Here is a 14,727-nt window from a genome sequence, read left to right as displayed (position 1 = left end):
CTGAAACTATGCCTCTCAATTTACCTCATAACTTACCTGCAATAGAAATTTTAAGCAAAGAACATATCTTTGTGATGAATGATTTGCGTGCTTCTACCCAGGATATTCGCCCGCTTAAAATCGCGGTTCTCAACTTGATGCCGCTAAAAATAACAACAGAAACCGATTTGATAAGGCTTCTTTCCAATTCTCCCTTACAGATAGAGATCGACTTTGTTCAGCTGGAAACCCATTTTCCGAAAAATACACCTATCGAACATCTCTTGGAATTCTATAAGCCTTTTTCCTCAATCCGAAATAATTTTTATGACGGGTTTATCGTTACCGGAGCACCTGTTGAATTATTGCCATTCGAAAAAGTAAACTACTGGCAAGAACTGACCGATATTTTCAATTGGGCTAGAACCCATGTAACATCTACTTTCTACATATGCTGGGCTGCCCAAGCAGCTATGTACCATTTTTACGGAATAAATAAATATCCATTGGAAAAGAAATTGTTCGGTGTATTCAAACATAAAATAAACGACCCTTCTTTCCCTCTTTTCAGGGGGTTCGACGATGAATTCTATGCTCCTCACAGCAGACATACCACAGTTTCTATTGAGGAAATAAACGAACATCCTGAATTAACCGTTTTATCGCAATCCGATGAAGCCGGTGTCTATATTGTTTCTTCACGTGGCGGACGAGAATTTTACGTAACCGGGCATTCAGAATACTCGCCATTAACTCTCCATAATGAATACATGCGCGATGTGAAAAAAGGACTGAAGTCGGTGGAACTTCCCATAAATTATTACCGAAACAACGATCCTGCCCAACCCCCCATTGTATTATGGAGAAGCCACGCCAATTTGCTGTTTATCAACTGGCTCAACTATTTTGTTTATCAGGCTACGCCTTTCGATATAAAGAAAATTCAAGAATTGGGCGAGTTGTAATATTGCTCCTACCCTATCTGCATAAACAAAGGAACCGTTTCTTTCTTCTGAAAAGAAAAAACAGTGAAAAAATATTTTCATTTCTGTATCTCAAAAAAATTTGCGAAATTTGAAGTTCCTAAAAACTTTCTGTAAAGAATTGTAATAAATAACATAAAAATCGAAAGTAAATGACTAAAAGTGCTTTACAAATTGCAAGGGCAAGTTATAAGCCCAAAATGCCTGAAGTATTAAAAGGCAACATTCGTATTAAAGAAGGGACAGCAACCGAATCAGCTGGCGATCAGGAAGAAATAAAAAAACTTTTTCCTAACATTTACGGGTTGCCTATCCTCGATTTTGTAGCAGATGAAGGTCAGCCGGGGATGAAAGACCCGATAAATGTTGGAGTGATACTTTCGGGCGGACAAGCACCCGGCGGACATAATGTAATAGCCGGAATTTATGATGGGATTAAACGCCTACATTCCGAAAGTCGTCTCTACGGTTTTATTTTGGGACCCTCGGGATTAATCAATCATGAATACAAAGAACTGACGGGCGATATCATTGATGAATACCGCAATACCGGCGGTTTCGATATTATTGGTTCCGGCCGCACTAAATTGGAAACCAAAGAACAATTTGACAAAGGTTTGGAAATCCTGAAAAAACTTGATATCAGGGCTCTGGTTATTATCGGTGGCGACGATTCAAATACCAATGCATGTGTTTTGGCAGAATACTATCAATCAATTAATGCAGGCGTTCAGGTAATCGGATGCCCTAAGACGATTGATGGGGATTTAAAGAACAAACAAATCGAAACATCTTTCGGATTCGATACAGCATGCAAGGTTTATTCCGAACTTATCGGTAATATTGAACGCGATTGCAATTCGTCGCGCAAATACTGGCACTTCATAAAGGTGATGGGACGCTCAGCATCGCATATCGCTCTGGAATGTGCTTTACAAACCCATCCCAACATCTGCATTATTTCCGAAGAAATTGAAGCAAAGAAATGGTCACTCGACGACATAGTTGAATACATCGCAGGAATTATAGCAAACCGGGCAGAACAAGGACTTAACTTTGGAACAATCATCATACCTGAAGGATTAATCGAATTTATTCCGGCAATAAAAAAACTTATCGAAGAACTGAACGATTTCTTTGCACATTCATCAGATGAGTTTAATTTGGTTCGTCGTTCACAACAGCGTGACTATATCATCAGTAAACTTTCTCCTGAAAATGCAAAAATATACGCAAGCCTCCCCGAAAAAGTAGCAAAACAATTGGCACTTGATCGTGATCCTCACGGCAATGTGCAAGTTTCCATGATTCAGACGGAGGAATTGCTGTCGCAAATGGTAGGAAAAAAACTAGATGAATGGACAAACGAGGGAAAATACAAAGGAAAATTTTCGGCGATCCATCATTTCTTTGGATACGAAGGTCGTTCAGCTGCTCCCTCAAACTACGATGCCGATTATTGCTATTCATTGGGGTACACAGCTTCCATGCTTATTGCAGGTGGAAAAACAGGCTATATGGCATCCGTGCGCAATACTACAGCTCCTGCCGACAAATGGATAGCCGGCGGAATCCCTATCACTATGATGATGAACATGGAACGCCGCAGCGGAAAAATGAAACCGGTTATCAGGAAAGCATTGGTTGAGTTGGAAGGTGCTCCATTCCGATATTTTAAAAGCCAACGGGGAAAATGGGCAATTGAAACAGATTATGTTTATCCCGGTCCCATTCAATATTTCGGACCTGTTGAAGTTTGTGATCAACCTACAAAGACCCTCCAACTAGAACAAAAAGGAATTCAAATGACATTTCTATAGCAATAAAAAAGCGGGATTGAATTTCCCGCTTTTTTTTATATCTAACATTACCGCGAATAATACTAATAAAAACGATAACGATTATCTTTAACTTCCAGTTTATCTTTCAACACTTCCATCGACTGCATCTGCAAGCGATAAGTAATTTCACTCTGCATGCTGTTCTTCTGTATTTTGGGATCGTATGTTTCTGTGCCCTGCGTACGATTATCCACATTGACAACAAATACGCCCATATTTCCTTTCGCCGGCCCCATTAGTTTATGAAGTGGAGCGAAAGCCGAATAAGCATTTAACACAGGTTCGAAACCCAATCCTGCAATATTACGGGTATTAAAGTTAACGAACCTTACCGTATCGGGCTGGGTATTCATTTCCTCGGCATAATCAGCTAAAGAAGACAAATTTTTTGATTTCAATTCGGTAATGATTTTTTCAGCTTTTTTCTCACGTACAAGTTGACTCCGAATCACCGTTGCCACCTCTGATAAAGGAGCTGTTCCCGCCGGAATAACATTATCCAATCGTGCTACAATTCGCAAATTAGTCAAATCAAACTTTTTAACGGCACCTTTCTCCTTTTCGTTAAATGCCCACTGAATTACCTGACGAGAACCGGGTATTTGAGCAATAGAAAAATCGGTTGAAGAAATTGTGTAATTGGGAACAACAGCATATCCTTTCTGTTTCGCCAATTCAGTAAATTTTTTGCCGACATCCGGAAGGGATAAAAATTGATTCAATTCATTATCCACATTGTTAGATGTTCGTTCACTTACCACTACAGGCATATTAATCACAGCCAATTTATATTTTGTTACGGGTTTCGTTTTTTCTTCCACTTGCACAATAATAGACTGACCCGGGACCGATATCTTCCTCACTTCTCCAACCTGCATAGAAAAAACCGTTTGAACAAAATCATTCCCCACCGAAGCAATATCGATTTCCCTTACCCATCCGGCATCTCCTCCATTGGATTGGGGATTTAATTCGTTTGCTACTTGAGCGAAAGGTTTTCCACCTTTAATCACAGTGAAGACACTATCGACAAAATGTCTTACCAACGAATCTTGTTCACCTGCACCTGCAGTAGGCACAACAATCATCCGCAAACGAACCGAATCGGGAGCTACAATTTTATCGATCAGTTTATAAATCTGAAAGGAATTACCTTCTCGAACCGGACCGTACATATCGCCAATATTAGCAGAAGAAACAAAAGAACGTTGACTTTCAGTCAACACATTGGCGGCCAAATATACATCATGGTAAGGTGTTTCGGAATAATCGGCAACAACGGCTGATGGATTGGTTGACTCAGCGAGCTTTTTTGCTGCTTCCATTGCCTGAGCCTCGACTTCGGCAAAATCCTCATCACTCGGTGCTATTTCACGAATAAAATAAGTGATCTTTGCAATAGGAGTATTCAGCTTGAAATTCTTCTTGTGTTTCTCGTAAAATGCCCGTATTTCGCTATCCTCAACTGTTACTAATGTATCGGGAATGGTATAATAGTTCTGCACAACATACGTTAAATCGGCATTTTGCTGCGATAAATCAAATGAAGTTTTAGCCTCCATATCATTTACCATGACTGCACTTGCCAAAAGTGTTCGATATTTTTCTTCCAGACGTTGATATTTGATCAAATTCTCGATAAACAGCCACATTGACTTATATTGTTGAACAAGAGCTTTCTCTTCAGGTTGAAGCGACGCTGTAGGAGTATTAATGGCCGTAAAGAAATTTGTCAAGGCTTCCCTGTCATAAATTCCTGTTTTCGGATCAACAAAAAGAGGCAATTGCTGAAGAAGAGGAGATATGTTTTCACCGTGCACAAGGTCATTTATTTCTTCTTTCGAAACCGTTAGCCCAAGCTTTTTGGCCTGATCATCCAGTATGCATTCTCTAACCATCTGCTGATAAACCAGCTCCTTAATTTGAAGAGAAGCATTTTCATCCAATGAACTCTCGCCGCTCATCATTTTTTGAAAATTTTCCCATTCCGTTACACGGGTAAAATATTCTTCAGTCGAAATGACTTTCCCGTTGACTTCAAAAACCTTATCCTGAGATTTACGGAAAAGAGTACTCCCCGATGTCAATAAATCTCCCAATATAAACGCCAACAAAGCGATACCAATGACCGCGATAAGAAATCCAGCTTTATTCCTAATTTTTTGTAAAGTAGCCATTTATGCTAATCAATATTTAATAGATTTGATTATTAAAAAATTTTCTTTCCAACAAGGGCACGAAGTTAGCAAAAATAAAAGAGATATTCCTTCTTTTTAAAAGAAAAGAATACGTTTTTTAATAGGACAACAATTTTCAATTATCCGATGTATTGTTTTCAATAAGCTTCACCACCTCAATTTTTCGTGCAGAAACTTTTAATATTTTAAAAGTAAATTTTCCAATATCAACCGTTTCATATGTTTTAGGGAAACGCTGAGTATAATGCAATATCAGTCCGGCAACTGTGGAATAATCTTCCGATTCAGGTAAATCCAATCCAAACATTTCGTTGAGCTGATCGATCTCCATTCTTCCGGAAATCACATATTCATTTTCATTTTCTTGTTTGGCAAATCGTGACTCTACATCGTATTCGTCTTCGATATCTCCAAATATCTCTTCTACGAGATCTTCCAACGTTACTATACCGGAGGTTCCTCCAAATTCATCAACTACCACAGCTATATTTTTATGTTCCTGCATAAGCTCATTCATGAGCTTAGATGCAGGCATACTATCGGGGACAAAGGAAACCGGAGCTATCTTCTTTGTCCAATCAGTCGGATTATCAAACATTTCCCAAATATGAATATAACCAATGATGTTATCGATATTATCTTCATATACCAAAATACGTGATAATCCTGTTTCAATAAATTTTTCTTTCAACGCATCTATATCAGTATCCCTACTAACCGCAACAATTTCCGCGCGAGGGACCATGCAATCCTTTACTTTAAGAGTAGAGAAATCAAGTGCATTCCTAAATATTTTCACCTCTGAATCCACCTCTGCTTCATCCGGCATCTCATCAATACTCTGTTTTACATACAAATCCAAATCGTTCCTATCTAGCATTTTTTCCTCAGACATAATGGTTTTGCATCCGAATATGCCCAAAAAAAAGCGAGAAATAGCAACTAATAATTTCATTATTGGGTAAAGCAATACATAAAAGAAGAAAGCCGGAATAGCTAAAATTTTTACCCAAAGGTCAGGATTTCTCCCCAAAAAAGCCCGTGGGAAAAACTCTCCCGTAAATAAAATAATAAGAGTAGATGTCAGAATTAAAATCAGATAATTAAGAACAGGAAATCCCGTTATGTACTTTTCAACCAACGGATAAAAATTTAAAAGAGTAAAAAAAACGAACAGAACCAGGGCTAAAAGATTTCCTACCGATAAAACAAGCAAGAATTGACGCGAATGCCCATAAATAGTATTACGAATATAATTAAAAGGACCTTTAATTTTTTTATCGAGCGCATAACGAAGTTTATCGGATGAAACAAATGCCACTTCCATGCCCGAAAAAAATGCAGACAAAACAAGGAAAACGAGCCACCAAACTATTGCTGTTGATGAAACCATATTATTCTGTGACAATATTGGAATTATTGTTCTGAAGCGTATCGGGATTTACAGGATTTTCATTGAACGGAATGCGCCCCTCATGCGGATTAAATATACGGTATTCCGTCATTTCCTGATTCGATTCAAATCCATATCCTTTTAATTCGGTTTCTCCTTTTTGTATTTCGATAAATTTATCGGAATAAATGCGTTGTTTACGTTGATCCCAGAAAAGCTCATCGCTCAAAAACTTTTCCCCTTTCATGTTTTGTGCATTTACATTACCTTTTAGTCTCCACAACCGTTTATTGACATAATTCCATGCAGTATCGGCATAAATAACGGCTTCAATATGAAATAGAGAATCAAAACGCTCAAGATAAATACCTTCAGGGAAAAACCAATAAGGCTCTTTTGCTCGATCGAAAACCTGCCACTTTTTTGCTATCAACTTATAACGAGTAACCCCTGAATCGGAAATCAGAGTAACAACACTGTCGGTTGTCATCGTAGGAACTATGTCAGGATTGAATATGATATCGACCAAATCTTCTGTTTTGTTTTGGCACGATCCGACAAAAAGCAACATAACAACTGCTATAAAAGCAGTTGCTATGTGCCGAATTTTTTTGTTATTATTTTGCTTATCAAACAATTCTGTCACTTAATTGAGTAAAAAAATTATTTAAGTCTGACTATTGTATTTTCACCAATCCAACCCGGGATATAAACAGAATCTCCTTCTTTAATACCCATCATAAAGGCTGATTCGGTATCCATAAAGTAGGCAGAATATTTGTTGATCAACTCGTTAGCCTCTGCAGCTACGCTTGGATCAACAGATTTGGCTTTTAGCAATTTATCTACTGCTGCACAATATACCAAACCACGTTTTTCGGGTTCCTGAAAAATGTTTGCAGCAGTAGCAGCATACATTTGTGCAATAAGAATATAGTTTTTACCGTTATTCGGGTCATATTCCAAGGACTTGTAAGCCACTTGTCTTGCCTTGGTGTAATTTCCCTGAGAAGACAAAATAGTAGCTAAAGCATACAAATATTCGGAAGCTTTTTTCTTGTCTTCTTCTAATTTAGCAGCTTCTTCATAATACTTGATCGCCGTATCATAATCTTTATTCTTCAAACTACGGTTAGCTAATCCGATAGCTGCATTGGCCGATGGTTCAAGTTTATATAGATATTCAGAAGCAGTAAAATAAACATCAGACTCTGTACAACCTACGGTCTTTAAAGCACTAACTACATTATTTAAGAAATCTTTGTCTGTTTTATTTGGCTCAATCTTATCAGCATAATATTCAACCAGTGTATCGCAATCGCCTGCACCACTGCTTATAAAACCTTGAACAATACCCTCTTTAACTGCAGCAAGATAATTAACACTTTCTTCATCATTTCGTGCCTTAGCATTGGCTATTGCCTGATCGATATATCCTGTAACTGTAAAATAATCACGTAGATATTGCTCTTTTTTGGAATTATCTTTTAGGTATTCCGTTAAAGAAGCTACCATGAAATGACCATATGCATCGGGTGGATCCATTTTATCTTTCATTTCAGTAATGGCTTCTTTCAACCATTCATAGATTAATTTGGTATCGGCCTCATCACCCATCATTTCCATGTAATCATATGTTTTATATGCCAAAATTGTACCTTTGGAATCACCATTACCAAAATATTTCAATCGATTGTCATAAATTTCCAAAACCTTCTCCACATAGGCTTTTTTCTTGGCAGGATCTGTCTCCTGAGCATGCAAAAATTTAAAGATACGGGGACCGTAAATATAAATGTTCTTACTGGAAGCCGGGCAGTTTTCATAAACATATTCCCACGGCTTTACGGCATCTTTGTATGACTCAGCCTTTGCTGCTGTTGACATAAGACTTAAGTTCACCCGACAATTCACACTATCCTCACCATGTCCAAATGGCGCTTTAACAGGATCATAACCTGCTTTTTGCGCTTCAACCCCCATAATTGTTGCCAAAGCAAGAAAACCGGATAATACTATTTTTTTCATTTTATCGATGTTTAAATTATAATGTTTGATATATTGATTGGACGATTTATTAAAATAAAAGTTTAATTTTCTTTTTTATCGTTGCTTACAAAAACACGCTATTCACTCAAATTGACGTTTAAAAAACCAAAATTCATTGATATTCATATTTAATGTAATTTTAAACATCTCTTCCTTAATCATATAATCTTTGTCAGGATGAAGCAGCGAATAGCCAAACCCGATATTTAAAAAAGAAACACGACCACTATACGAATCCCTAAACGGCAAACCGAAACCAACATTAATTCCATATTCCTTATAGCCTCCGGTTCCTAAATAGGAATTGGTAGTAGGATCATATACATTGACATTATGATATGAATTGGCAAAAGAAAAGCCACCACGAAAACGAACTCGGCTGAAAAAATCGCGACTTAGCGGATCGATCACATATTCTGCTCCGGCTCCAATCCGATACCGGTTATTAAATCGCATATCCGAATCCATCTCGTCCAAGGCCGCAGGATATTCTATTCCTTTCCATTTCTGAAAGGTACCATCCATTCCTACTAACAAATTCTGGTTAGAATAAGTCACTCCTATCCCGAAAGAATTGGGAAAACAAAAAGCCTGTGATACCAGCGTATCACTTTTAAGAATTTGTGCAATATTTCCATTACTATCCAATAACCGATCGTAAGGATAAATGGTTGCCTCTGCATTTATTTTTGGAGTATATACCAATCCCAGCGTCACCGACTGCATTCGGTCAATAGGATACGTCAGCTGAATTCCTACATCATATTTAATATCCCGAATTGAAAATTTAGTGGTCGATATTCTCGCTAAAGCAGTATTGTCGATGGAAGGCAGTTGCTTGTCGTGTTCGATATTCCCAAAAAAATAAGCCACATTTACTCCCAAAGATAAATATTTAAAGGGCTCATAAGCTATTCCGCCATATATCTCGCTTAAGCCACCTGATCCACTATATATTTCACTATAAGCAATATCGGATGAGGATCGTGCCCGACCGAAGGTATAACCGACTTTAGAATAAGGAAGCAATCCGATGCTGGCACCTATTTTCCGCATAAGAGGAAACTGCATTGCTACATAATCCAAGTTGCCATTATAAAAATTTTGTTTGCCTATTCCATCATCATACGTTGCATAATGACCCGAAACACCCATATCGAAAATAAAGGTAAGTGTATCAAGCTTAGAATATGAAGCAGGATTACCCGGATTAACCTGTTGACTCCTTCTTAAACCGTAACTGATGCCGCCCATAGTTTCAGAGGCTCCAATAGATGGATTGGATAATAATCCGTAACCATATCGGCCGTAAGGCGAATTAGAACCTACTTGCTGGGCAAGAGCGACAAGGGTAACGGTAAATAAAACTACCGATGAAAAGAAACGCTTTCTCCTTTTTTCCATTCTGTTTCTATCTAATCAACAAACTTTAGTTCATTAACTTTCACGAGATTGATTTGAAATTGCAAAGATGACATATTTTTGCATTGTAACCAACAAATAGCTTATCTTCTTCATGTTAAAAAGACTAAAGTTCGATTTTTTAAAGTCCAATCCTTTTACAAAATTCAACTCTTATTTCTATTTAAATACGCCACAGGCATACAAAATAAATAACCTTTGAAGTGTCAAAGGAAACAAAAAAAATCGGTAAAATAAAGAGAAAACTTCATTTTGTCTTGACATATCCATTAAAAGACACGATTTCATCTATAGGCTTTCGCTTTTTATCTCGAAGAGGTTGAGTACTGTAACCAATAACAATATCGAGCCAAACTCGTTTTGATTGAGGAATAGCTAACAATTCTTTCATTTTGTCCTCATCGAACCAACCCAATATACACGAACCCAATCCTTCAGCATGAGCAGCCAATACGAGATGAGCAGCCGCAATACCCAAATCGATCTGGGCATAATCCTTATTTTTAACCCATCCCCCAATTCCCGACATCAGATTCACCTTTTCCTCAACGAGCAAAATATGAACCGGAGCCTGCTTGGTAAAATGATTTATTCCTAAGATTCGAGAAGAAGTAGCATCTGCCACTTTATTTTTTAACTCCGGATCGTCAACCACAATCAAATGCCATGGTTGAGCATTGCACGCCGAAGGAGCCAATTGCACTGTCCGGATAATTCGGTCGATCTTTTCTTTTTCAACAGGCCGTGCGGGATCAAACGCCCGATCGCTCTGTCGTGTTTTCACAAATTCAACAAAATCCATCTACTCAGATAATGCCATTAATCGGCTGATATATTTGCCGATAATATCAAACTCGATATTTACGACTGACCCTTTCTCAATCTGGCAAAAATTGGTCACATCATGCGTATACGGAATAATAGCTACCTTAAACGTATTATCGGTTGGTTCAACTACCGTCAGGCTCACACCGTTAACTGTCACCGATCCTTTATCGACTGTCAGATAACCTTTTTTGGCCATTTCTTTGTCAAATTTATATTCGAAAGAATAATACCAACTTCCATCAGCCTCTGTTACTTCGGTACAGACAGCCGTTTGATCCACATGCCCTTGCACGATATGTCCATCCAACCGGCCATTCATCAGCATGCTGCGTTCCAAATTCACCTTATCTCCCACTTTCAGTAAACCGAGATTTGAACGATCCAACGTTTCTTTAATGGCTGTAACCGTGTACGTGTCTCTATCGATAGAGACAACCGTTAAACAAACACCGTTATGCGAGATACTTTGATCAATTTTTAATTCATCAACAAAGGAACATTTCAATGTGATATGCAGATTCCCTTTTTCTTTGTTTAAAGCGACAACAGTAGCCGCTTCTTCAATAATTCCCGAAAACATAATTATTTAATCTTTATTCATTCAAAAACTTTTCAAATATACACCTATACTCCTTCAAAAAACGATTTGCACGAATTCGCTGAAACAAGTTCTGCATTCTACCAAATAGAAGCTCGCTTTTCTTTTGGAAGATACATGGGATCTGTAGGTCGAATATCAAAAGCCTCATACCATGCATCGATATGTGGAAGAGCACCATTCACGCGCCACTTGCCAAGCGAATGAGGATCAAGCTTGGTTAAACGCAGAATCTCCTCATCACGGATGTTAGCCGCCCAAAGCGTTGCATAGGAAAGGAAAAAACGCTGAGCCGGAGTATAGCCGTCAATTTTCCCTTTCGACTTTGCTTGTGGCGTTTTCAAAAAGGCATGATAAGCAATTTGAAGTCCACCGTGATCGGCAATGTTTTCTCCTAACGTAAATGTTCCATTGGCATGTACCGTATCCAACACGATAATTTGGTTAAAATAATCCACCAAAACACGGGCTCTTTCTTCGAATCGCTTGGCATCATCTTCTGTCCACCACTCATTTAAATTTCCAACCTTATCGTATTTCCTCCCTTGATCATCAAAACCATGCGTCATTTCATGGCCGATAACAACTCCAATACCTCCATAGTTAATTGCGTCATCACCATCCATATAAAAGAAAGGGGGTTGCAAAATTCCGGCAGGAAAACATATTTCATTGGACGAAGGATTATAATAGGCATTCACAGTTTGGGGAGACATGTACCATTTGCTTTTGTCAACCGGTTTACCAAGATCCTTAATCATATCGTTATATTCGAAATCAGAACAACGCATTATATTCGCCCAGTACGAATCGTTTTCAATTTCTAATGTCGAGTAATCTTTCCATTTATCGGGATAACCGATTTTAACGGTAAAGGCGGATAATTTTTCCTGAGCCTTTGCTTTAGTAGTTTCACTCATCCATTCCAACTTATCGATGCGTTCGCCAAGCGATTCCATCAAATTATCTACCAATTCCACCATGCGCTCTTTGGCTGCAGAAGGAAAGTATTTCTCAACATATAACTGGCCAACTGCTTCACCCAAAGCACTATTTACAACATCGATGCTTCTTTTCCAACGGGGTTTGAGCTTTTTGCTTCCGCTCATTACTTTTCCGTAAAATTCAAAATTGGCATTCACAAAATCATCGCTCAAATAACCGGCAGCCGAATTGATTACTTTCCAACACAAATATTGCTGAAGATTTTCAATGGGTTCACTGTCAATAATCGAAATCGAGGTACGAATAGGTTCAATCTGAGATACATTCAAACTGTCAATCTCCTTTGCACCCATTTGATCAAAATAGTATTCCCAATCAAATGGGGCGACTTTCGAATCAAGTTCACTCACCATAAATTTATGGTAATTCAACTCAGGTATACGTCGCATCTCTTTTGTTACATGAGATTTTGCCAATTCCGTCTCGATCCTCATCACTGTCTCTGCTGCTTTTCGGGCATTTTCTTCCATATAACCGGCATTTTGAAACTGGGTTTCCATGAGTTTTACATATTCTTGACGAAGCCTATTGGAACGATCATCCCGGTCGAGATAAAAATCGCGATCGCCCATGCCCAACCCCCCTTGGGAAAGATGCACAATGTTCATCGAACTATTTTTGTCATCAGGCCCAACATAAAAACCGAAAAAGGGACCGGAAGCATACTTGCTAATTTTTGTCATCAAGCGAATAATCTCTTTTTTATCTTTTGCTGCAACAATCTCTTCAAGAAAAGGCTTTATGGGAGTTGCTCCGTCTGCATTCAGCTTTAAACTATCCATACCTATCTTATAAAGATCACCAACCTTCTGAGCATTCGAACCTTTTGGATTCTGTTGATTACCAAGCTCTTCAATCAGACTTTGAATTTGTTTACGGTTTTCTTCAGCCAATTTTTCAAATGAGCCATAACGCGAATATTCGGGAGGAAGCGGATTTGCAACTTGCCAACCACCTGTGGCGTACCGATAAAAATCGGTCCCTGGAGCAACGGTAGTATCCAAATTGGCTATATCAAGAGTAGAATGCACCTTATTATTTGACGACTTTTGTTGCGAACAACCGGTTAAAAAGACCATAAACAATATAATAAACAAAAAAGGAATGCGGTTCATTATAATAAAAAATGTTTTCAAAATCAGATATGCAAATGTACAAATTTATTCTACAATAATGATGATAACCTAAGTATCACAGAAAGTACCCCATTAATATTATTCTTCAACGGTACTTATTTCTTTTCTGATACAAACGGCAGTTTCATCACTTACGGGTACCAATGGCAAACGCAGCTCGTTTTCGATAAAGCCCATTTCATAAAGCATGCATTTTACGCCTGCCGGATTCCCATCCACAAACAGTAATCGGATCATTTCGGAAAAAACTGCAGCATCTTGCTCTGCTTCCTTCATGTTGCCATTTAAGGCCGAATGAACAACCTTAACAAATTGTTTAGGAAATGCATTACCCAACACCGATATTACACCTATACCACCGGCTTTAATAATAGGTAGAGTCATGGAATCATCACCCGAAATAACCGAAAATCCCTCGGGTTTATCCGCTATAATCCGATTTATTTGCTCCATATTGCCGGATGCCTCCTTGATCGCTATCACGTTTTTACACTCACGTGCAATACGCAATGTAGTTTCAGCCAAAAGATTTACCCCCGTACGCCCCGGTACATTATAAAGAATAATCGGTAAAGGAGAAGCCTCGCTCAACGCCCGATAATGTTGAAAAAGCCCCTCCTGTGTAGGTTTATTATAATATGGAGTAACCGAAAGTATGGCACTTACACCGGTAAAATCAAATGTGTTGAGCGTATGAACCAGTTGAGCCGTATTGTTACCTCCAACTCCCATGATTATCGGTATTTCACCATCAACTTGTTTTACAACACGACGAACGATTTCTTCACGTTCTTTTTCTTTCAATGTTGGTGTTTCAGCGGTTGTTCCCAATGCCACGATATAATCCGTACCGTTTGAAAGCTGGTAATCTATTAACCGTTGAAGAGCTTCAAAATCGACTTCTTTATTTTTTTTGAACGGGGTAACCAAAGCTACACCCATCCCCGAAAATTTATTTCGCAACATAAAATGATGTATTCTTACATTTTTCTCAGCAGTTACCGGGAATTTAAACTAAATATCGTTATCTTGTTTTTATTTCTATTTATATGCAGCAAAGGTATGAAATTTTAAGCTTTTACCGCAAAAATATAAACATAAATATTGACATGAGGCAATTTATCTTTATATTTGTCGAGTCTCAACTAACAAAAAAATTTTAATAAGCTGAGTCCACTCCGAAAAGTCTCTGACTTTTTATTTTCAATTCAGTGACACCCGGAAGGGACGGTTTAAATTTTTCAAAAATGCACTAAAATCAGTATCCTATTTGCTTGCATATTAATCTATATTTC

Annotated in this window: 11 protein-coding genes; 2 read left to right on the top strand and 9 right to left on the bottom strand. The window is 38.2% G+C overall.

Annotated elements, in window-relative coordinates; genetic code table 11:
• The first annotated feature begins 8 nt into the window (after positions 1 to 8).
• A complete protein-coding gene (gene metA / locus OLM34_RS09070) occupies positions 9 to 944 on the top strand; it encodes a homoserine O-acetyltransferase MetA (protein WP_264406782.1) in 936 nt (311 codons plus the stop codon).
• Between the two features lie 170 nt (positions 945 to 1,114).
• Positions 1,115 to 2,782, top strand: coding sequence for a diphosphate--fructose-6-phosphate 1-phosphotransferase (locus OLM34_RS09065; RefSeq protein ID WP_264406780.1), 1,668 nt, complete (start codon positions 1,115 to 1,117; stop codon positions 2,780 to 2,782).
• A gap of 62 nt (positions 2,783 to 2,844) precedes the next feature.
• Here the strand turns inward: OLM34_RS09065 and OLM34_RS09060 are convergent, their stop codons facing one another.
• From OLM34_RS09060 to dapA, 9 genes are all read right to left on the bottom strand, one after another.
• Positions 2,845 to 4,980: a peptidylprolyl isomerase gene (locus tag OLM34_RS09060; RefSeq protein ID WP_264406778.1), complete on the bottom strand. Its 2,136-nt coding sequence runs from the start codon at positions 4,978 to 4,980 to the stop codon at positions 2,845 to 2,847.
• Positions 4,981 to 5,116: 136 nt separating this feature from the next.
• On the bottom strand, positions 5,117 to 6,394 hold the full coding sequence (locus tag OLM34_RS09055; RefSeq protein WP_264406776.1) for a hemolysin family protein: 1,278 nt from the start codon (positions 6,392 to 6,394) through the stop codon (positions 5,117 to 5,119).
• Between the two features lies 1 nt (position 6,395).
• Positions 6,396 to 7,040: an LPS export ABC transporter periplasmic protein LptC gene (lptC, locus tag OLM34_RS09050; RefSeq protein WP_264406774.1), complete on the bottom strand. Its 645-nt coding sequence runs from the start codon at positions 7,038 to 7,040 to the stop codon at positions 6,396 to 6,398.
• A 17-nt stretch (positions 7,041 to 7,057) separates the two neighbouring features.
• Positions 7,058 to 8,422, bottom strand: a complete 1,365-nt coding sequence (locus OLM34_RS09045; RefSeq protein ID WP_264406773.1) for a tetratricopeptide repeat protein — start codon at positions 8,420 to 8,422, stop codon at positions 7,058 to 7,060.
• Between the two features lie 102 nt (positions 8,423 to 8,524).
• The gene (locus tag OLM34_RS09040) at positions 8,525 to 9,847 is read right to left on the bottom strand and encodes a hypothetical protein (RefSeq protein WP_264406772.1); all 1,323 of its coding nucleotides are present in this window, start codon (positions 9,845 to 9,847) and stop codon (positions 8,525 to 8,527) included.
• Between the two features lie 265 nt (positions 9,848 to 10,112).
• Entirely contained in the window at positions 10,113 to 10,667 is a 555-nt protein-coding gene (locus OLM34_RS09035; protein WP_264406771.1) for a nitroreductase family protein, read from the bottom strand.
• Entirely contained in the window at positions 10,668 to 11,273 is a 606-nt protein-coding gene (locus OLM34_RS09030) for a riboflavin synthase (protein WP_264406770.1), read from the bottom strand.
• Between the two features lie 98 nt (positions 11,274 to 11,371).
• Positions 11,372 to 13,411 carry a M13 family metallopeptidase gene (locus OLM34_RS09025; RefSeq protein ID WP_264406769.1) on the bottom strand — a complete coding sequence of 680 codons (2,040 nt, stop codon included), beginning with the start codon at positions 13,409 to 13,411 and terminating at the stop codon, positions 11,372 to 11,374.
• A 99-nt stretch (positions 13,412 to 13,510) separates the two neighbouring features.
• Positions 13,511 to 14,398 (bottom strand): 4-hydroxy-tetrahydrodipicolinate synthase, encoded by an 888-nt coding sequence (dapA, locus tag OLM34_RS09020; protein ID WP_264406768.1) that lies wholly within the window; start codon positions 14,396 to 14,398, stop codon positions 13,511 to 13,513.
• Between the last annotated feature and the right edge of the window lie 329 nt (positions 14,399 to 14,727).

This window comes from Anaerorudis cellulosivorans, assembly GCF_025943985.1.
Lineage (GTDB): Bacteria > Bacteroidota > Bacteroidia > Bacteroidales > Dysgonomonadaceae > Anaerorudis > Anaerorudis cellulosivorans.
The sequence above is the reverse complement of the archived record's forward strand: the minus strand, read 5'-3'. Positions and strand labels throughout refer to the sequence as shown.

Excerpts from the sequence above, each read along its gene's own strand:
- OLM34_RS09055 (WP_264406776.1), bottom strand. The coding sequence starts at position 6,394 with ATGGTTTCATCAACAGCAATAGTTTGGTGGCTCGTTTTCCTTGTTTTG.
- OLM34_RS09045 (WP_264406773.1), bottom strand. The coding sequence starts at position 8,422 with ATGAAAAAAATAGTATTATCCGGTTTTCTTGCTTTGGCAACAATTATG.
- OLM34_RS09065 (WP_264406780.1), top strand. The coding sequence starts at position 1,115 with ATGACTAAAAGTGCTTTACAAATTGCAAGGGCAAGTTATAAGCCCAAA.
- OLM34_RS09060 (WP_264406778.1), bottom strand. The coding sequence starts at position 4,980 with ATGGCTACTTTACAAAAAATTAGGAATAAAGCTGGATTTCTTATCGCG.
- OLM34_RS09035 (WP_264406771.1), bottom strand. The coding sequence starts at position 10,667 with ATGGATTTTGTTGAATTTGTGAAAACACGACAGAGCGATCGGGCGTTT.
- OLM34_RS09040 (WP_264406772.1), bottom strand. The coding sequence starts at position 9,847 with ATGGAAAAAAGGAGAAAGCGTTTCTTTTCATCGGTAGTTTTATTTACC.
- metA (WP_264406782.1), top strand. The coding sequence starts at position 9 with ATGCCTCTCAATTTACCTCATAACTTACCTGCAATAGAAATTTTAAGC.
- dapA (WP_264406768.1), bottom strand. The coding sequence starts at position 14,398 with ATGTTGCGAAATAAATTTTCGGGGATGGGTGTAGCTTTGGTTACCCCG.
- OLM34_RS09025 (WP_264406769.1), bottom strand. The coding sequence starts at position 13,411 with ATGAACCGCATTCCTTTTTTGTTTATTATATTGTTTATGGTCTTTTTA.
- OLM34_RS09030 (WP_264406770.1), bottom strand. The coding sequence starts at position 11,273 with ATGTTTTCGGGAATTATTGAAGAAGCGGCTACTGTTGTCGCTTTAAAC.